17 protein-coding genes and 2 pseudogenes are annotated in these 18,726 nt (G+C 57.0%); 12 read left to right on the forward strand and 7 right to left on the reverse strand.

The annotated features are described in order from the left end of the window. Positions 1–674: 674 nt before the first annotated feature. Positions 675–1,013 (forward strand): DUF4112 domain-containing protein, encoded by a 339-nt coding sequence (locus tag QZ862_RS11190; RefSeq protein WP_296038754.1) that lies wholly within the window; start codon positions 675–677, stop codon positions 1,011–1,013. 128 nt (positions 1,014–1,141) lie between these two features. Next, positions 1,142–1,558, forward strand: a complete 417-nt coding sequence (locus tag QZ862_RS11195) for a DUF1810 domain-containing protein (RefSeq protein ID WP_296099906.1) — start codon at positions 1,142–1,144, stop codon at positions 1,556–1,558. 85 nt (positions 1,559–1,643) lie between these two features. Here the strand turns inward: QZ862_RS11195 and QZ862_RS11200 are convergent, their stop codons facing one another. Both QZ862_RS11200 and QZ862_RS11205 read right to left on the reverse strand, forming a co-directional pair. Continuing rightward, positions 1,644–3,593, reverse strand: coding sequence for an ABC transporter ATP-binding protein/permease (locus tag QZ862_RS11200; RefSeq protein ID WP_296099908.1), 1,950 nt, complete (start codon positions 3,591–3,593; stop codon positions 1,644–1,646). Positions 3,594–3,805: 212 nt separating this feature from the next. After that, a complete protein-coding gene (locus QZ862_RS11205) occupies positions 3,806–4,753 on the reverse strand; it encodes a LysR family transcriptional regulator (RefSeq protein WP_296099909.1) in 948 nt (315 codons plus the stop codon). Positions 4,754–4,854: 101 nt separating this feature from the next. Here QZ862_RS11205 and QZ862_RS11210 point away from each other — a divergent pair, with 101 nt between their 5' ends. The 10 genes and pseudogenes from QZ862_RS11210 to QZ862_RS11250 all read left to right on the forward strand — a co-directional run bounded on the left by QZ862_RS11210 (position 4,855) and on the right by QZ862_RS11250 (position 14,070). Then, a complete protein-coding gene (locus QZ862_RS11210) occupies positions 4,855–5,901 on the forward strand; it encodes an aromatic ring-hydroxylating dioxygenase subunit alpha (RefSeq protein ID WP_296099911.1) in 1,047 nt (348 codons plus the stop codon). Positions 5,902–5,913: 12 nt separating this feature from the next. Then, positions 5,914–7,020 (forward strand): FAD-binding oxidoreductase, encoded by a 1,107-nt coding sequence (locus tag QZ862_RS11215; RefSeq protein WP_296099914.1) that lies wholly within the window; start codon positions 5,914–5,916, stop codon positions 7,018–7,020. 47 nt (positions 7,021–7,067) lie between these two features. After that, positions 7,068–8,168 (forward strand): histidinol-phosphate transaminase, encoded by a 1,101-nt coding sequence (gene hisC, locus QZ862_RS11220; RefSeq protein WP_296100017.1) that lies wholly within the window; start codon positions 7,068–7,070, stop codon positions 8,166–8,168. A gap of 102 nt (positions 8,169–8,270) precedes the next feature. Next, positions 8,271–9,320 (forward strand): annotated as a pseudogene (locus tag QZ862_RS21330) (DUF2817 domain-containing protein); the annotation flags it as partial. 177 nt (positions 9,321–9,497) lie between these two features. Then, entirely contained in the window at positions 9,498–10,235 is a 738-nt protein-coding gene (locus tag QZ862_RS21335) for an ATP-binding cassette domain-containing protein (RefSeq protein ID WP_363315124.1), read from the forward strand. A 57-nt stretch (positions 10,236–10,292) separates the two neighbouring features. Further along, positions 10,293–11,087, forward strand: a complete 795-nt coding sequence (locus QZ862_RS11230; protein ID WP_296099918.1) for a transporter substrate-binding domain-containing protein — start codon at positions 10,293–10,295, stop codon at positions 11,085–11,087. Between the two features lie 131 nt (positions 11,088–11,218). Beyond that, positions 11,219–11,926: pseudogene (locus tag QZ862_RS11235) on the forward strand (ABC transporter permease subunit). A gap of 4 nt (positions 11,927–11,930) precedes the next feature. Further along, positions 11,931–12,617, forward strand: a complete 687-nt coding sequence (locus tag QZ862_RS11240) for an ABC transporter permease (RefSeq protein WP_296099921.1) — start codon at positions 11,931–11,933, stop codon at positions 12,615–12,617. 51 nt (positions 12,618–12,668) lie between these two features. After that, complete coding sequence (locus QZ862_RS11245) at positions 12,669–13,535, forward strand: FAD-binding oxidoreductase (RefSeq protein WP_296099923.1); 867 nt, start codon at positions 12,669–12,671, stop codon at positions 13,533–13,535. Then, complete coding sequence (locus QZ862_RS11250) at positions 13,450–14,070, forward strand: FAD-linked oxidase C-terminal domain-containing protein (protein ID WP_296100018.1); 621 nt, start codon at positions 13,450–13,452, stop codon at positions 14,068–14,070. The genes QZ862_RS11245 and QZ862_RS11250 overlap by 86 nt, the downstream gene beginning before the upstream one ends. Before the next feature lie 643 nt (positions 14,071–14,713). Here QZ862_RS11250 and QZ862_RS11255 read toward each other — a convergent pair. The 5 genes from QZ862_RS11255 to QZ862_RS11275 all read right to left on the reverse strand — a co-directional run bounded on the left by QZ862_RS11255 (position 14,714) and on the right by QZ862_RS11275 (position 18,639). Then, positions 14,714–15,271, reverse strand: a complete 558-nt coding sequence (locus tag QZ862_RS11255) for a fasciclin domain-containing protein (protein WP_296099925.1) — start codon at positions 15,269–15,271, stop codon at positions 14,714–14,716. A 131-nt stretch (positions 15,272–15,402) separates the two neighbouring features. Next, a complete protein-coding gene (locus tag QZ862_RS11260; protein ID WP_296036908.1) occupies positions 15,403–15,828 on the reverse strand; it encodes a DoxX family protein in 426 nt (141 codons plus the stop codon). Positions 15,829–15,888: 60 nt separating this feature from the next. Beyond that, a complete protein-coding gene (locus QZ862_RS11265) occupies positions 15,889–16,596 on the reverse strand; it encodes an anti-sigma factor (RefSeq protein WP_296099927.1) in 708 nt (235 codons plus the stop codon). After that, complete coding sequence (locus QZ862_RS11270) at positions 16,593–17,135, reverse strand: sigma-70 family RNA polymerase sigma factor (protein ID WP_296099929.1); 543 nt, start codon at positions 17,133–17,135, stop codon at positions 16,593–16,595. Before QZ862_RS11270 ends, QZ862_RS11265 begins: the two co-directional genes overlap by 4 nt. A gap of 886 nt (positions 17,136–18,021) precedes the next feature. After that, a complete protein-coding gene (locus QZ862_RS11275) occupies positions 18,022–18,639 on the reverse strand; it encodes a hypothetical protein (RefSeq protein ID WP_062423840.1) in 618 nt (205 codons plus the stop codon). Positions 18,640–18,726: the final 87 nt, after the last annotated feature.

Consider the following 18,726-nt stretch of genomic DNA (forward strand, 5'->3'; position numbering starts at 1 on the left):
ATCAACCCGCGTGATGCGGTGCTGCGCAGCCGGAATGGCTCCGCACCGCAACCCGCCGCTACCGCCCCGAATACAGCAACCCAAAACCGCTGGAGCGAACTCAAAACTGGATAAAACTTGGGGGCAACGTCACCATTATGGCTTTGTCAAGCGTGATGCTGAGATGAATCAAAAATCAGAATGAAGGCTGATATCCGCTTGACCGGTATTGTCCGTAGATTGGCTTCAAGCGAACGAGCCTAATGCAGGTTCAGACGTCCATCTTGCGGTGTTGGCTATCTTAGCTTCGCAGCACATTGCGAGCATAAAACCATTTACGTCCAACGCTTTATCCACCTCACCGCCGCAATGATCTGGAAGTCGTGATTGTCGATCGATTTGAACCGTTCAATCCGCCAACAGACGATTACAGATCGCGTGCGTCTGGTCTTGTCAGACATAGTCGGGGTCAGGCGGGTTCCCTACTGCTGGTCAGGTAGCGTACAAAGCACGGGGCGTTTTTAGCAGAAGCGGTGCTTCGACTTGAAATCCAGTGCTGCTCTCCCATTTCTCTGTTGCCGGGTTTACCGGCGTTGGAGATCACTATGGCAGCACAAGCTTGGAATTCTGGTCATTTTGGTGCGAACACCTCGCGCGACACGGATGTCCTGGAACAGCGTCTTCGTAAACTGCGCATGCTATCCAGCATATCGCGACTCATGGATACGGCGGTCGGAATTCCGGGCACGCGGCTGCGGTTCGGCGCCGACTCGGTGCTGGGTCTTGTTCCGATCCTCGGTGACGGCGCCGGCGCGCTTGTCGGGCTCTACATCGTCAATGAAGCGCGTCGTCTTGGTCTTCCACGGGAAAAAATTTCGAAGATGATCGGCAACGTGGCGATGGATTCGGTCGTCGGCAGCGTACCGCTCTTAGGCGATCTTTTCGACGTCTATTTCAAATCTCATCGCCGAAACGTTCAGATCATTCTCGATCATTTCGGTGTGCTGCCGGAAGAGCTGCAGCGCAAGCGCTGATCCATAGAGCAGGCGCGAACAGCCTGCTCTGCCATTCTGAGGGTCGTAGGCCGAAGTCTGCGACGGTCACCTGCTACACCTTCCGAAACGTGCTCGGATGAAGCAAAGTTGAACTGAAAGCGTGAGCAATGTCCTTCGATCTTGAGCGCTTCGTGAATGCGCAGCAGGGCACTTATGACAGAGCGCTGAACGAATTAATCGCCGGCAGGAAGCAGTCGCATTGGATGTGGTTTATCTTCCCGCAGATCCGCGGTCTTGGCCGCTCGGAAACGGCGCGCTTCTATGCCATTTCAGGCCGCCCGGAGGCAGAGGCGTATTTGGCGCATCCGGTTCTCGGCTCGCGGCTGGAAGATTGCACCCGCGCGATGCTGAGCCACCCGGACTTGAGCGCCCATGACATTCTCGGATCTCCGGATGACCTTAAATTTCACTCCAGCATGACGCTGTTTTCCGAAATTGCTGGCCAGAGCCCGCTCTTCCGGGGCGCTCTTGAACTCTTTTACAGAGGCGCTCAGGACAGGCAGACCCTGGGCATTCTGTCGTGAAAGTCCATTCATTTGCCTGCACGCAAAAAGATGCGTAGCTGTCGTCAAGCGACCCCGTGGGCGGGTGACTGTCAGCGGCGACACATCACTTTCGCTTCACGATCCTCCGAAGCATGGAGCCCCTTCTCGATTTCCGCGGAATAAGCTCGATATCGCTGACAAGTTTTGCGCCACCTTCGCGGCGCTCAAGTGTTATCTTTCGGCTATGGAATGCCTCCAGCTCGGCACGATGGGCCACGCTGATGATGGTTGCGTCGGGCAACTCATCGATCACCGTCTGCATCATCTTGTCCTGGCTTTTTTCGTCCAGCGCTGCCGTCGCCTCATCCATGATGATGATATCGGGGGCGTTGAGCAGCAAGCGAGCAAAGGTGAGGCGCTGTTTCTCGCCGCCGGACAATGTCTGGTCCCAAGGCGCCTCGTCCTCGATCTTGTCCTTGAGTTGGCCTAGACCGACTTTCTCGAGAGCGGCACCTATCTCTTCCGCCGTCCAGCTTTCCGCCGGTTGCGGATAAGATACGGCACGGCGTAGCGTGCCGGCTGGAATATAGGGCCGCTGCGGCAGCATGAACAATTGACTGCCGGAGCGGAAATTGACGCTACCGCCGCCCCATGGCCAGAGACCGGAGATCGCACGGACCAACGTGCTTTTTCCGGAGCCGGACTCGCCCGACACCAGGACCCTTTCGCCTGCGCCGATCTCCACATCCGTCTCTTTGACGACTGCGGTTCCATCGCCGAGCGACACGAACACATCCTTGAGGCCAAGCATGGTATCGCCTTCCGTCTCGCCGCGCACGATACGGCCAACAGTCTCGCTTTTTTCAGCCCGCTCAAGGCCATCGAGGGACATCATCAAGGACGCCACGCGCCGTGCGCAGGCGTTCCAGTCCGCAAGCCGCGGATAATTATCGACCAGCCAGCCGAAAGCGGACTGAACGATGGTGAACGCCGACGCCGCCTGCATCACCTCGCCGAGCGACATGCTGCCATCGAGGAATTTCGGCGCGCAGAGCAGCAATGGCACGACGGGTGCAATCAGCATCGAACCGTTGGAAACGACCGTGGTGCGCATATATTGCTGCGCCATGAGTCGCCACTGCCGCCGGACATTTCCAAATCTCTTGTCGAGATCGTTACGCTCCTCCTCTTCCCCACCAAGCAGAGCGATACTTTCGCCATTCTCTCTGACGCGCGTCAGTGTGTAGCGATATTCCGCCTCCACCTGATTCTTCACTTCGGATACCTTGACGAAGTTTCGCGCAATAAATGCGATGGCCGTGGAGGTAATTGCCGCATAAATAATGGCCGCTATGACCAGGAAGCCAGGAATGGTGACCCAAATACCGCCGATCGACAGCGTCAGTGCACCGCCAATCGTCCAGAGCACAACGATAAAGGTGGAGGCCGAGACGAACGCAGCGATAACACCGGAGACGAAGTCAACCGGTGCTTCGGTGGCGATGCGCATGTCTTCCGAAAGCCTTGCTTCAGGGTTCTTATGATCGCCATCGATCAGGTTGAGCTGGTAGTAACGACCGTTTGCGATCCATCTGCCGACCAACACCTTGGTCAGCCACGAGCGCCAGCGCCGCTGAATGCGCATCCTGACGTAGACCTGCGCGGTGACGATGAAAACACTGCCCAGAACCAGAAACGGGAATATCGACGCGAGCGAATAGACCGTCGAAGCGTCTCGTTTTTCGATCGCGTCAAATATTCCGCGGTTCCAGACATTGACCCCATACTGGATCGCGACATTGATGCCGATCATGGTCAACAGGCCGAGCGTGAAAACCCATGCCAGCTTGTCGCCACGACGGCTCCAGAAGCCTCGTGCGCTAATCCAGAACCGTTTCAGCAGATACCTTCGGCGAGCTTCCTCAGCCTCCTCCGGTGTCAAGCCAGCGGCAGGTTCCGCTTCCTCCGGGGGAAGCTCCTCAGCATTGCCTTCATTGTCTTGGGAGGATGCGGCTTCAGCGCCTACTTCGTCGTCACCAGCAGCCGATTTTGGTTTTACTTCATCATTTTTCATGCGCGCTGAACGACCCACGGCAGGAAAGGTTTCACGTCATCGTGAAGACGCGTTAAATATTCTTCCGCGTTCGGCCACGCCGATATCGGCACGATGCTTCCCTTCGGAGGATTTTGAATACAACCGCAACACCGGCGACTGCCTCAGGATCAGCAAGCTGACCTCCCCTGGCGGCGCCGGACGTCGCCAAAGCTAAAATGGATGACCGCTGTTTATGCTCTCATCCGCTCCGGGCTCGACATCAATTCCTGCTGTCTGGCAACCGCCAGCATCCATTTGTGGAAACGCTGTCCGTTGGACTTTTCCAACGCAGTTCTGTCCCAGGCGAGAAAGTAGCTTTCCGATAATTTCAACCGAATATCGAAAGGAACGACGAGCGTCCCAGCGGTGATTTCTTCCTGGATCATCGAAAGCTGTGCCAGAACGAAGCCCCTGCCGTTGACCGCGGCATCTATAGCGCTGCTCGACAACGTGAAGGAAAGTCCTGAGAATATCTGCTGATGATCCGCCTTGATCAGCTTAGCCCAATCCCGCCATTGCGGCGAGGCTTTGTAATCCGACTCCCATTCGACATTGAGAAGTGGAAAAGTCAAAACCTCTTCGGGACATTGCGGTTTCCGCGCAGAGATCAGGGCGGGGGAACAGGCGGGCACGACCCAATCGGTGAACAGGTGCGCCACATGCTCATGAACATAAGAGCGGCGACCATAGGTGATGCGAAAATCGACCTCCTCAGCCCCGAGACGAGGTTCCTGATCCTGACCGAAGATACGCACATGCGCGTCGGGACAGAGTTCCTGCCAATCGAAAATCTTTCGGCCTATCCACCGGCTGGCGACGGATGACAGCGCGCTGACGACGATCCCGCCTTCGTTGCTGGCACGCTTCAACACGGTCGTCGCCAAAGAGAGCTGCTGGAAGCCCTTTGAGACTTCGCGGTAGTAAAGTCGTCCCCAGGACGACAGCTCGACGCGACGTCCACGCCGTTCCAGAAGAGTGAGGCCAAGAGAGTGCTCCAGATTGCGCACGAGCTGGCTGATTGCGCCGGGCGACACACCCAGATCCTCGGCCGCAGCGGTGATCGAGCCGCAACGACCAATCGCATCAAAAGCCTGCAAGGCGCGCAGTGACAGGTTCTTCACAGCGGCTCCCCTATCCATTTCCCTTTGTAGATTTTCTAAAATAGAAACCAGCCGCTTGCAACTTGTTGAGGGCTGAAAAACGGCAAACACTCAGCCTAACAAAACGCAAGGAGAGCGAGATGTTTCTCAAGAACACCTGGTATGTCGCAGCCTGGGACCACGAGGTCGGCAGAGAGCTGAAGCCCGTTACCATTCTCGGTGAAAACATAGTTCTTTACCGCAAACAGGATGGCCAGGCTGCCGCGCTGGAAGATGCCTGTCCCCACAGAAAGCTGCCGCTTTCGATGGGGCGCATCAAGGGCGACGATGTGGAATGCGGCTATCACGGCCTCACATTCGACTGTTCGGGAGCCTGTACCCGCGTTCCGGGTGCAGAGCGAATTCCCCATGTCGCCAAGGTTCGCTCCTATCCGGTTCACGAGCGCTATGGCCTCCTATGGATCTGGATGGGAGATGCCGAGAAAGCAGATCCGGACGAGATTTTTGCCGTCGAGCATTTCGGCGATCCCGCCTGGGGCATCAATCGCGGCGAGTCCATGACGCTGAACTGCAACTATCTTTACATGACGGACAATCTGCTCGATCCATCCCACGTTGCCTGGGTACATCAGTCGTCCTTCGCGAGCTCGGCCTGTGAGGAAACCCCGCTTGAGACCACCGTCAAGGATGACGGTGTAACGGTCTGGCGCTGGATGATCGATAGCGAACCAGCGCCATTCTATGCGCCTTTCCTCCAATTCGAAGGCAATACCGACCGTAAGCAGCATTATGAGGTGCGCTATCCGAGCAACGCGATCATCAAAGCAATCTTCGCACCTGCTTTCACCGGCGGCGAGGGCAAGACGCTGCCCGATAACACCTTCCTGATGGACAGCTACAATTTCATGACGCCTGTCGATGAGAACCGGACGAAATATTACTGGTTCCAGATGCGAAACTTCGCGCCCGACGACCCGGCCGTGTCTGCAAGCTTCGCCAAATCCGTTCGTGGCGCCTTCGAGGAAGACCGGGTCGTTCTGGAGGCGGTTCACCACGGCATGGCCAACAAGCAGACGCCGAACCTCGACCTCAAGATCGATGTCGGTCCCTTACGTTTCCGCCGCAAGCTGGCGCAATTGATTGCCGCGGAAGCAGAGAGCCAGCCGGTCAGCCAGGCAGCGGAATAAGGATTGTCCTGAATGCAACAGGCCGCATCCTCACGCTTCCAGCCCTTCGAGGTAATCGCCAAGACACGTGAAAGCGAAACGATTACCTCTTTCACCTTGGCGCCCCTCAATAAAGATCACTGGCGGCCCTTCGAGGCTGGCCAGTTCCTCACCATCCGAATTCCGGGTGATGCTGGCGGGCACGTATTGAGAAACTATACGGTTTCCTCATCGCCAAAACAAAGCGGCACGTATCGGATTACGGTAAAGCGTGAGGCTGCAATGTCTGAGAATATGCCACAGGGTTTGAGTTCCTGCTGGCTGCATGACGAGATTGAAACTGGTGCGGTGCTGGAGATAGACACGCCGCGCGGGGCCTTCAAGTTGGACATGCAAAGCACTAGGCCTGTTCTGCTGCTGTCTGGCGGCGTGGGCCTGACACCGACCGTATCCATGCTTCACGTTTTGGCCCATGAGACAGCACAACGGGTGTGGTTCATTCATGCGTGTGACAGCATGGAAGTCCATGCCCTGCGCGACGAGGTGGAAGAACTGGCAGCGGTCCGTAGCGGCATCACGGTGCATTTCTGTCACCGTTTCGCTGATGAGAACGATCTAGCAGCCGGCCGCTGTCATTCGACTGGATTTCTCACCCGCGAGGGGCTGCAAAAACTTCTGCCGCTTGATGACTATGACATTTACATGTGCGGGCCTCCACCTTTCATGAAGGCCTTGTACGCGATCTTGATCGGGCTCGGCGTGCGCAAGGAACGGATCGCCTATGAGTTCTTCGGTCCGGCTAGTCTGCTGTCCGATAAAGAGGCGCAACCGGCCGCTACCGATGCGCAAAAGACTGGGGCAGCGGACCCGGGACGAAACAAGGATGACATCCGGATCGTACTTCAGAAGTCGGGACGGGAGCTGGCTTGGACAGCGTCAAGCGTTTCTCTCCTGGACTGCCTCGAAGCGAACGGAATCGAGCCCGAATTTTCCTGCCGCGCCGGCATTTGCGGCACCTGCGAACAGGCGCTTGTTGCCGGAGAGGTCGATTATTTCGAAGAGCCGCTCGACGAAGTGCCCCAAGGGCGCGTGCTGCTGTGCTGCACGAAGCCGAAATCGTCAATCGTCCTCAATCTTTGACCGAGCCACTGAACCGACCGCAATACTTGAGGAATGCCGAGATGGATATGCCACGAACAGAGATAAGGCTCAATCCGCATGTAGCGGCGCTACCGCCCTACAACGCCGGAATGAACATCGCCGTCGCGAGGAAAATCAGTGGTCGTGACGACATCGCAGCGCTTGCCAGCAACGAAAATCCGGATGGCTGTTCTCCAAAAGTGCTGGCAGCACTCGCAAACCTGAACCCGTCGCGTTACTGCGATCCTGCCTGCACCGCATTGCGAGGCGCGCTCAGCGAGAAACTAGGCGTTGCGGCAGAGCGGATCGTCATCGGCAACGGCTCGGAGGAGATGATCGCAGCCATCTGTCGCGCGGTACTCTGTCCCGGCGCGATGGTTGCCACAGTCTCGCCTGGCTTCGGCCTGCACGAGATCGAAGCGCTGGCGAATGGTGCAACGGTCGACAAGGTCGCGATGCGCGTCGATCTCGACTTCGACGTGCCGGGGATTATTGCAGCCCTTACCAAGGCTCCGGCGATCTTTTTTCTTTCCTCGCCATCCAACCCTGTCGGCCCTGCCCTCGATGCAGTGAGCCTCGACCGGATTCTTGCAGCAGTGCCGCCGGAAACACTTCTTGTTCTTGACGAAGCCTATTTCGAATATGTCAGTGGCGACGTGCCGGATGGACTGGCAGTCCTGTCCAGGTCAACGTTGAATTATGTGGTGTTGCGCACCTTCTCCAAGGCTTATGGCCTTGCAGGGCTGCGGGTCGGCTATGCCGTGTTCTCCGACAAGCGTCTTGCGCGAGCCGTAACCTCGTCGAAGACACCATTCAACGTTAACACAGCAGCACAGATCGCGGCGCTTGCCGCACTTGAAGACGAGGCCTGGATGAAGGCATCCGTGGCGTCCATTGCAGCCGAGCGTGCGCGGGTCGCCGATGCGGTATCTGCATTGGGGCTACGAGCCGCGAGATCGGAAACGAACTTTCTCTTCATCGATGTTGGCCTCGACAGCCAGAAAGTCTTCGACCACCTGCTCTCGTACGGCATCATCGTCAAGCCATGGAAGGAGAAAGGCTACGAGACCTTCATCCGCATGACGGTCGGGAAAAGGACGGAAAACGATCGGTTCATAGCCGCACTACAAACGCTTGCCGGGCAATAAGACCGAGAGCGTTCAATCTAACAAAAAAAGCAGGCAATGACCTGCGGGAACCAACTGCGTGCGAAAGCGCGCCACGATGAGAAAAACCGGGAGCTTTGTCGCATGGCATCTTCACCGCAGTCTGGCCTTTTTGCCGGAGATTTTTCTGCCTTGCGCGCGCGTTTTATCGCAGCGGCCCGCACCGCCGGCGCCAGTCTCACGGAGTACCTGCATCCCTTGCACGGACCATCGGGTGAGCAGCTTTCGACTGATGTCGCCTATCTTGGACGGCAGGATGCAAAAAAACTCATGGTGTCGATCTCCGGTACCCATGGCGTCGAAGGCCCCTTCGGGTCTGCCTGCCAAACCGCATGGTTCTCGCAGAACTCTCCGTGGCGTCTACCGGACGATACAGCCGTACTCGCCGTTCATCTCATCAACCCATGGGGTACCGCCTGGTCACGGCGAGTCAACGAAGACAATGTCGACCTCAACCGCAATTTCATCGACTGGCAGAAAGCGCCGCCGAGGAACGAACGTTATGGTGACATTCATCCGCTTTTGATCTGTCCTTCATGGGATGGTCCCGTGCGCGACGAGATGGATGCGGCTTACGATGCGATCAGTGTAAAAGCTGGTGGTTACAAAGGCCTCGCACCCATCATAGAGGCTGGCCAATACGCTTTTCCAGATGGCCTGTTCTATGGCGGCGACGGCCCAGTTTGGTCCAACCGGACACTGAGGGACATACTGACGATATTCGCGCAGCAAGCGACGGACCTTATCGTTTTCGATCTCCACACGGGCGCCGGGCCATATGGCTATCCAGCACTTCTGTCGGTTGCCGAAAGCGACCATCCAGGGCTGGGGTGGGGAGTGGAGATATTCGGACCCGCCCTTTCGGTCGTGAGGACGGGAAAAGACGCCGAAACCGGAACAGGAATTGCCGCCACGGCAACCGGTTACGTGTCGAGCGCCGTTCGACACGCCCTGCCAGCAGCGCGCGTTTTACCTCTCGTCATCGAATGCGGCACCCTCGACGGCGAAACCGTATCGAAGGCCGTCAAGGCCGACAATTGGTTGCATCTTTACGGCAAGGTCGACTCGCCGCTCGGTGAGGCCATCAAGCGAGATATTCGTTCTGCCTTCATTCCCGATGACGCAGATTGGCGCAATGTCTGTCTCTCCGCGTCGCTGCGCCATTTCGACCGGGCTTTCGCTCAGCTGAAGGCGCTTGGAGGCGCCGGTGTCGAAAAGATCGTTCCAGCCGCCGCATCGGTCACGGTTCTCGCAAATCCGCATCACGAAAAATCAAAGGCCGCGGATCGACCTGCCGTCGAGGTTTGCGGCATCCACAAGCGTTTCGGGCCTCTGAGCGTATTGAACGGCGTCGATGTGTCGGCCAAACGCGGTGAAGTGGTATCGATGATCGGCTCCTCTGGCTCAGGCAAAAGCACCTTTCTGCGCTGCATCAACCTGTTAGAGCAGCCGGACGAAGGTCAGATCGTTATTGATGGCGAAGAATTGCGCATGAAGCGCAGCGCCAACGGACGTACGATCCCAGCCGATCTCAAGCAGGTCGAGCGGATGCGCTCGCGCGTGGGAATGGTGTTTCAGAACTTCAATCTCTGGCCGCATATGACGGTGCTGGAAAACATCATCGAAGCGCCGATTCAGGTGTTGAAGCAACACAAGACCGAGGCCCGAGATCATGCGCACGCGCTTCTCAAGAAGGTCGGCCTTTCAGACAAGCACGCCCATTATCCGGGTCAGCTCTCCGGCGGACAGCAGCAGCGCGCCGCCATTGCCCGCACGCTCGCCATGCGCCCGAAACTCATTCTTCTCGACGAGCCGACGTCGGCGCTCGATCCCGAGTTGGTGGGCGAGGTTCTGCGGGTCATTCGGCAACTGGCCGAAGAAGGAAACACGATGATCCTCGTGACGCACGAAATGCAGTTCGCGCGCGAGGTGTCACACAAGATTCTCTTCCTCCATCAAGGAAAAGTGGAGGAAGAGGGTGCCCCGGCAGACATGTTCAATGCACCGAGATCGGAACGGCTACGCCAGTTCCTCTCCCGCACGCGATGACGCTCTGCCGGAACAAAAAACGTTCGATGACACACTCAAAAAAAGGGGAATATCGACATGAATTTTAAAGCTCTGTCACTCGTTCTGCTCCTTGCTGGCGCAGGCGCGGTTCAAGCCGCCGAGGGCCAGCTCTCGATTGGTACCGAGGGTGCCTATCCACCGTGGAGCATGGCGGACGCATCCGGAAACGTGACCGGCTTCGACGCCGACGTCGGTAATCTGCTCTGCCAAAAGCTTGCGATGAAGTGCAAATTCGTCGTTCAGGCGTTTGATGGCTTGATCCCGGCACTGAAAGCCAAGCGTTTCGACGTCATCATTTCCGGTATGTCGATCACTCAGGATCGCAAAAAAGAGATCGATTTCTCGGTCGGCTACGCGGAACTCGCTAACATGTTCGTTGTGCCCAAGAGTTCGGAACTGGCAGGCCTCAAGGATATCGATGCGTTGCTGAAGGGCCTCGACGGCAAGTCCATCGGTGTGCAGACCGGCACGACGCATGCCCATTTCGTCGAAAAGCGCATCCCGTCCGCCAATCTGAAGACCTATGATACGCTGGAAAACATGCAGATCGATCTCGCCAGCGGTCGCATCGATGCGGCCTTTGCCGATGCATCGGCCTTGCAGGACTTTCTTTCCAAGCCGGATGGCAAGGACTTCCAGTTTGTCGACGTTAAAGTTCAGAGCAAGTTCGACTCCACCCTGGGTGAAGGTATCGGTGTTGGGATTTCGAAAGACAATTCCGAACTGAAGGCAAAAGTCGACAAGGCTCTTTGTGAACTCGTCGCCGACGGCTCGATTGGGAAGTCCAGCCAGAAGTGGTTCAAGATGGACATTTCGCGTCCCTGCAACTGACATGGCCGCCCCGTGCGCAAGGACGTGCGGGGCGCGCTTCTATCACGAACAGTAACCGCAGTGATCTCGACGGCAGAGAAAGGCCAGCGAGATCTAAGCGTCGGACCGAGCCAATTGCCGAGGGGCATCGAATGGAACACAGCCTGATACTTGTCTGGGAAGGTGGATGGATCGGCGCGATCCTTCGCGGTACCGCGATCACCATCGCCGTCGGTCTCGCCAGCATCATACTCGGAGCGCTCATCGGCACCCTGCTCGGTCTCATCAAGTGGGCGAAAATCTTTCCACTCACCGTCATCGTCACGGCCTACACGTCCTTGATCCGTGGAGTGCCAGAGTTGCTGATCATCTATCTGCTGTTCTTCTCATAGGTAGAGTTCGTCACCAGGGTCGCTACCGCCTTCGGCTACGCCGCCCTCGCCGATAGTGGCTATGCGTTCATCATCGCCGTCGTCGCCGTCAGTGCGATTTCAGGCGCCTATTCTACGGAAGTCATCCGTGGCGCATTGGCATCCATACCAACAGGACATATCGAGGCTGCTAAAGCGCTCGGAATCTCGCGGTACAGAATTTTCCAGCGGATCATTTTTCCGCAGATGCTGCGCATCGCACTCCCTGGAATGAACAATGTCTGGCAGGCGACGATAAAGGATACCGCGCTTGTCTCAGTCGTCGGCCTGCAGGAACTGATGCGCACAGCAAGCGTGGGCGCGGGCAGCACCCGCAACCCGCTCATCTTCTTTCTGATAGCTGCCGTCGTCTACTTCGTTATCACGATCATCAGTCAGGCTGGCTTTGATCGTGTGGAGCGCACCGTCAGGCTGAGATCGAGGAGCTGACACCATGGATATGGATTTCCTCTCGACCTCGATACCCGTTCTCCTCCAAGGATTCTCCAAAACCTTGATACTGACGATCCTGTCCGTCGTTATCGGTTTTCATATCGGGCTTGGACTGGCGGTCATGCGGATGTCCGAGCGACGCTGGGTTGCCAACATCGCCAAATACTACAGCATGATCTTCAGAGGCACACCGCTCCTCGTGCAGCTCTTCTTGTTCTATTACGGTTTGGCGCAAATCCCGTTCATCAAGGGCAATGCGGTGACGTGGTGGATCGTCAGCGACGGAACGCGCTGCGCCATCATGGCAATCGCGCTGAACACGGCAGCCTACACGTCAGAAATTCTACGCGGCGGTTTGCTGTCGATCCCCACGGGTCTCAAGGAAGCAGCAAAGGCCACGGGCATGTCGCGTTTCACCGCTTTCCGCAGGATAGAATTCCCTCTGGCCATTCGTCAGGCATTGCCAGCCTATGGCAACGAGTTGATCCTTGTCGTCAAGGGCACAAGCCTCGCCTCCACAATCACGGTTCTGGAGATTACAGGCTACGCCAAGCGGCTCATGAGCCAAACTTTCGCGATCTTCGAGGTCTTCACTCTGGCCGGCATCATCTATCTCATCATCAATCTGGTGCTGGTTGTGATGATCCGGCTGCTCGAAGGACACTTGATGCGCCACGAGCCGCGTTAAAAAGCGTCGCCCTCGCCGATCAAGCCCGCACTTCATCCGAAGGAAAACATAATGTCTAGCCTGACATCCGGCTTTAAGGCCGAGATCGCAATGCTCGTCGGATCCGATCACGTGAAAGAAAACGATGCCGTGTCGGCAATCGACTATGGCGTGCTGGCTGAAAATCTCGACGCCGGCATAGTCGTTCTGCCGGGAACCACGGAGGAACTGGCAGCCGTCGTCCGATGCTGCCATGCCCACCGAGTAGCCATCGTCACCCATGGCGGGCGGACGGGGCTGGTCGGCGGTGGTATTTCGCGCGCTGGCGAGCTCGTCGTGTCCACCGCCCGTCTCAACCGCATTACGTTCTTATCGCCCGTCGAGAACGTCGCCATCGTCGAAGCTGGCGTTACTCTACAGTCGCTTCAGGAGGCCGCCGCAGACTATGGGCTCGAACCGGGCATCGATCTGCCATCACGAGGCTCGGCAACGATCGGCGGTATGGCGTCCACAAACGCGGGCGGAATTGCTGCTTTTCGATATGGCGTCATGCGCCATCGCATTTTGGGGCTGGAAGCTGTTCTTCCCGATGGAACCATCTATTCGGATTTGACTCGAGTGGTCAAAAACACTGCGGGCTACGCGCTTTCGCATCTCTTCATTGGCGGCGAAGGGACGCTTGGCATCATCACCAAGATCGCAGTGAAGCTCGAACCCGTACCGGCCTCAACTGCAACCGTCCTGTTCGGGCTTTCCTCGATGCAAGCTGCCTTAAAACGCGATGCAGCGCGGGTTAAAGGCGCGGCGTGGACATCTGCGCGCTGCGGAAGCCATCTGGTCTCGCTACTTCCATCTGACGTCGACCCATCACAACTGGTCTGCAACCGACTACAGAAACGACCATCCCATCAATCTCCTGCTCTGTGTGGGCGGAAATGACGATGCAGACGTCCAAGCCGAGGTGGAAAGCATCTATGAAGACGTTGCTGAAGACGATGAAAACGTCTCCGCCGTCATCGCTTCGTCCAAAGCGCAGGAGAGGTCGATCTGGGCTTTGCGGGAAGATACGGACCTGATCTACCGCATTTATCCCGGAGCGCCCTCCTACGACGTTTCCGTTCCGCTGTCGGAGGTAGAGGGCTATCTTGAGCAGCGCATGGCGAAACTGAGAGAGCTAGATGCTCGTCTAGACCCTTACATTTTTGGTCATCTTGCAGATGGCAACCTGCACATCGTTTTAAACGCCGCGCGTGACGCAATCAACACCGACAAGGCCATCGCGATAGAAGACATCCTCTACAGCGGCCTTCACGAATTAGGTGGGTCTTTCTCCGCCGAACACGGTATCGGCAGCAAAAGAGCTCAGACTTTGATCAGACACGCGCATCCTGAAAAAGTCATGTTGATGAAACAGGTTAAAGCCTGTCTCGACGCAAGAGCACTCCTCAATCCAGGGAAGGTCCTGACGCAATAGCACAGACCCGACGCGGATTGCCGGATTGTCGTTCGGCGAGCTCAAGGCATCAGTCCAATGCAGAAGAGGCCGAGATGCTCGTCGACAGGTTCCTCTTCCCGAGCTCAACAATGGTAATCACGCTATGAGGCGACTGATGCCGGTCATTCTCAATCTGATCCATACGGTCATGATCGACCCAACACCTGATCATCATTCTGAATTCTAGTAGGTTCACGGCAGCATTGCAGTGAGGATAGCGTAGCTGGATTCGATCGAGGCGCCGCAGCGTTAGTTTTTGTTGCCGCTTTAAATATCCTATGGCACGTATTGCGTTGGACGAGGCAGCGCGGGCCTAAACACAAAAAGCCCCATGGCTTATGCAAAGGGGCTTTAGTATATTGTATTCTTTGGTTGCGGTGGCCTGAAGCCACAGAGACTTGTAAAATCTGTCGCTCTTGAACCGAATCGAACCACCGACCCTCTTGTTGCCCCCATCGACAAAAGATAAGCAAAATCGGACAAGTCGATCGTGCCGAGGAAAACTTGACGCATTACTGGACGGTTTGCTGTTCAGCTAATTAAAGCAAGCCTGCTGCAGGCCTGCCTCAATGAAAATAAAGCCGGTTTGTTGTCCGGCTTTATCTCAATTGAAAGACGCGAATTACATCTTTGGCAGAAGCACCTTATCGATGACGTGAATGACGCCGTTCGACTGCTTCACGTCGGCGATCGTGACATGCGCGACATTGCCGTTTTCATCGGTCAGCGTAATCTTGCCCATGCTTTCCTTGGCCTTCAAAACGCAGCCGCCGACGGTCTTGACATCATGCGTGCCCTTGTCGTCCTTGATCATCTTCTCGATCGCCGTTGACATGGCATTGGCTGCGACGACGTGGCAGGTCAGGACCTTGGTCAACTGTGCCTTGTTCTCAGGCTTCAGGAGTGTGTCGACGGTTCCCTTGGGAAGAGCTGCAAACGCTTCATTCGTCGGGGCGAACACGGTAAATGGCCCCTTCCCTTGCAGCGTCTCGACCAACCCGGCTGCCTTGACGGCGGCGACAAGCGTCGTGTGGTCCTTCGAATTCATCGCGTTTTCCACGATGTTTTTGTCTTCGTACATCGCGGCACCGCCGACCTTGGGATTGGCTGCGTACGCGCTGCCAGCAGCGATCGCGATTGCGGTGGCGCAGGCTGCGAAAGGGATTGCGAGCTTGAACATGGTGATTCCTCCTAGCCGATCACCCAGATGCAAGGCTGCATCTCCTAAGGGTCGGCTTCCCTCTTCCGGGACAAGGAGGTTACGGAAAGGCTTGAGAAGAAGTTTCAGGGCCGTCGAATTATTTTACACGATCATCTCTCTTGCTGTGGCCACCTCACCACGCGGCCAGCAAACAAAGGCAACCATATCAGGACGGGCTGGAGGGGTAAGCGCAAAAGGTGGTAGATCCACTCCCACACCGACGGGTCACTAGAAAGCGCATCGATGGCGTGTTTGATATTCGCCGGAAAAACGCAGACCGCATAAAGCGCCAGACCAATGCCTGCGGCCCGCTGAAGTCGTGCGGTTACGATCCCCAACGCACCAGCGATTTCGCAAAGCCCTGTCAGCAAAATCACCAAATGCGGCGACGGAACCCAATCCGGCGTGATTTTCAGAAATGGCTTCGGCCACAGAAGGTGCATCGTGCCGACGAAGCCATACAGGCAGGCGAGCCCTGTCGCGCATTTGCGCCGGCAAGCTTCCGTCCTCAGAGAAGCAGCCACGGAGTATCCCATCTCCCCTCCAAATAAGTGCCTTGTGCCATCGCGCAGCGCATCGCTCCGGAAAGCGAAAGCTTAGAGGCTTCTTGCCGTGCCGCTCGCCACGATCGCTCCGGTCGGCTTGCCTGTGGGCGAGCCGCCGAACGGTTCCAGCGATACTGCAAGCGTTGCGCCCCCACCCAGACGATCACGCAGGTCCGATGGAATGACCAGTTCTCCGCCGGTATCTGCCGGCAATATGCCGAGCGAGAAGGGATCTCCTTGCCCAGGGACAAGCCAGAGCTCCAGCGATTTCTCCTGCGCGCGCCCTGCCGCGACAGGTACGATGCGCATTCGCCCGCTTTCGGCATCGTAGGACGCCAGCATGTTGACGGAATTACTGGGTGCCGAGAGTTCCGCAACCAGCTTACCATCCCGAGAAGATGGCGACGCGATACCCAATGCATAGATCAGGGCGGCAGCAGCGGCTACGGAGGTGCCGAGCGAAAGCCAACGCCAGAAAGCCATTGAATTCCAAAGGCTGGCGTTACTCGTCAGCGGTGCTGCGAAGAGGCGCTGTTCAAGCTGTTCCAGCACGGCGGCGCGAGGCGTTACTTCGTCGTAGTCCTGATTGAAGGACTCCATGTCGGCCTGCCAGCGCGCAACGATTTGCGAAAACGCCTCATCGCCGGCCATGCGGCGCTCGACCATCCTTCTTCCTTCGATGGACAGAACACCCAAGACATATTCGCCTGCCAGGATTTCGTCTTTTGAGTGCTCGCTTGAGCCAGGATCACGCGTCATCGCTGGATGCACTCCTTAAGCTTCAGGAGACTACGGCGCAGCCACGTGCGCACCGTATTCAGCGGGACCCGCAGATCGTCTGCAAGTTCGATATAGCTCAGGCCCTCGACATAGGCGCGACGAACTGCGTTGGCATGTGCCGGATCGAGCTCTGCCATGCATCTGTCGATCCTGCGGCCATCATCGACGATACCCATGCGCTGCTCTGGGTTCGGGGTTGTGTCATCGGCAAGATCATATGCTGCGTCGAGATCATCGGAAACAGGTTTGCGGGCGCGGATCGTATCGATCGCGTGGTTGCGCGCGATTGTCGCAAGCCATGCAAACGGACCGCTATGTCCAGTCGCGAAGGTTTTCGCGCGTTGCCAGATCTTGACGTATATTTCTTGCAGCGCCTCTTCAGCATCGCTGCGATTTTTGAGGATGCGCAAACATACGCCCATCAATTTTGGGCTAGTCGCCTTGTAAAGTGTCACAAAGGCGGCGCGGTCTCCCATCGCGACACGATTGATCAAAACTTCGATGTCGTTGCTTTGCATTGAAGAAAACCTTGCCACCCCAACCTTATAGCGGTTGGCTTCTGGAAAAAACAAGGAGCGACGGGCGGTAAACCCGACAAAGACGCTGCTTCTGTCAGTCCACGATCGACTATTGGAGCGAATATTGCTCATCGCGACGCATCCAAGGTTCTCAACTGGCGTCGGATGAGCCAGAGACCGGATCCTGCCGTAACTGTCGAGAGAAGAGTTCTCCCGATCAGCCCCCGCGCGTCAGCATCGTCGAAAGGCTCCTGAGTGTTGCGCGATCGATCAAATGGCAAGGAGCGAAAGCGGCTCTCCATGCTGCTTAACCGGAAGAAGCCGATCGCGACGACCACCATGAGCGTGGCAAGATGGTCAATGGGACAGGTCCTCATGTGGTCAACTCCGACATTGCCATGGCCTCCAGCCGATACTGCCCTATGCGATTCCGAAGGCAGAGCAATCACGCGACAGTTCAGCAGCGCGTTTTCATCCTAAGCGCCTTGCGCGACCTTTCGCTCCCACGTTCAGGCCTTGGTTTCCGACCAGTTACGAACGCGGCGAACCATTAGTTTCAGCGACCGCTCGCCTTCCTCAATTTTCCCTTTGGTTTCTGTAAATTCTTCCACGGCCCGCACCGGACTCGCCGATAGACGGTCTTTCGCATGGCCGAAGCGAGGCGATATACGGCCGCTTATGGTCGGGTCAGGCGATCGCTTCTGCGCGCGCTTCGCCGACGGCGGCTCGGCGAGGACCAGTCCCGTCAGCCTTCATCGCTCTCCGGACGGCGAAGCTTGCCAAGCTTACGTGAATATCGAGCCAAGTGCTCCGCCCTTTTGGCATGTTTCGACCGCCGGCCTTTATCGCCCGACGGTCTCTGTCTACCTGAGGCGGTTTCTTCCGCTCACATCGGCGGAACGACACCATTCGTGCCGACAACCACACGACCGCTCGACATCGAACCGTCGTCTGCCTTTTCGGAGGGTACGAAAACGGTTGCGCCAGGCTTGATGTCGGTTTCCGCAGCATTGGCAAAAGTGACAACCGGCGTGCCATCCGGAATGGTGATCTTCTTTTCCTTCCCCTTGTAGCTCACGGTCACCGCATGACCGTCAACCGACTTTACGGCGTCGGCAACAGTCGCATTGGTCATCGAGCTGTTTGGCTTCAGGTCCCAGGCGTAGCTCCCCTCGCCTGTGCCTTTCATCGCTGCAGGAAAGATCAGCACTTCCAAAGCGCCATCGCCGCCGCTCGCCGTTGGCAGTGATGCGATACCGACGAAGTCACCTGGCTTGATATCGTCAACCGATGCCTTGGCGACGCCGGAGACCTTCCAGCCATCCTTCAGCATGATCTTTGCGCTGCTGCCTTCACGCGTTTTAACGGACAAGATGTTGCCCTGAAGGCTTTCGACGGTGCCACGGACACGAACCTGATCGGCGGCCTTGGCGCCTCCGCCGAGCGTCAACGCAACCAGCGCGCCGGCGAAAAGGGTAAAACCTGTTTTTGAGGTTGAGAACATTGTGCTTCCTTTGTGTTTCAAACCCTGTCTGCTGAACAACCGGCGGAGGCGGGCTGAAAAATCCGCTAGCTATGGAAATCTGGATTT

The organism is uncultured Agrobacterium sp., from assembly GCA_913777615.1.
GTDB lineage: Bacteria > Pseudomonadota > Alphaproteobacteria > Rhizobiales > Rhizobiaceae > Agrobacterium.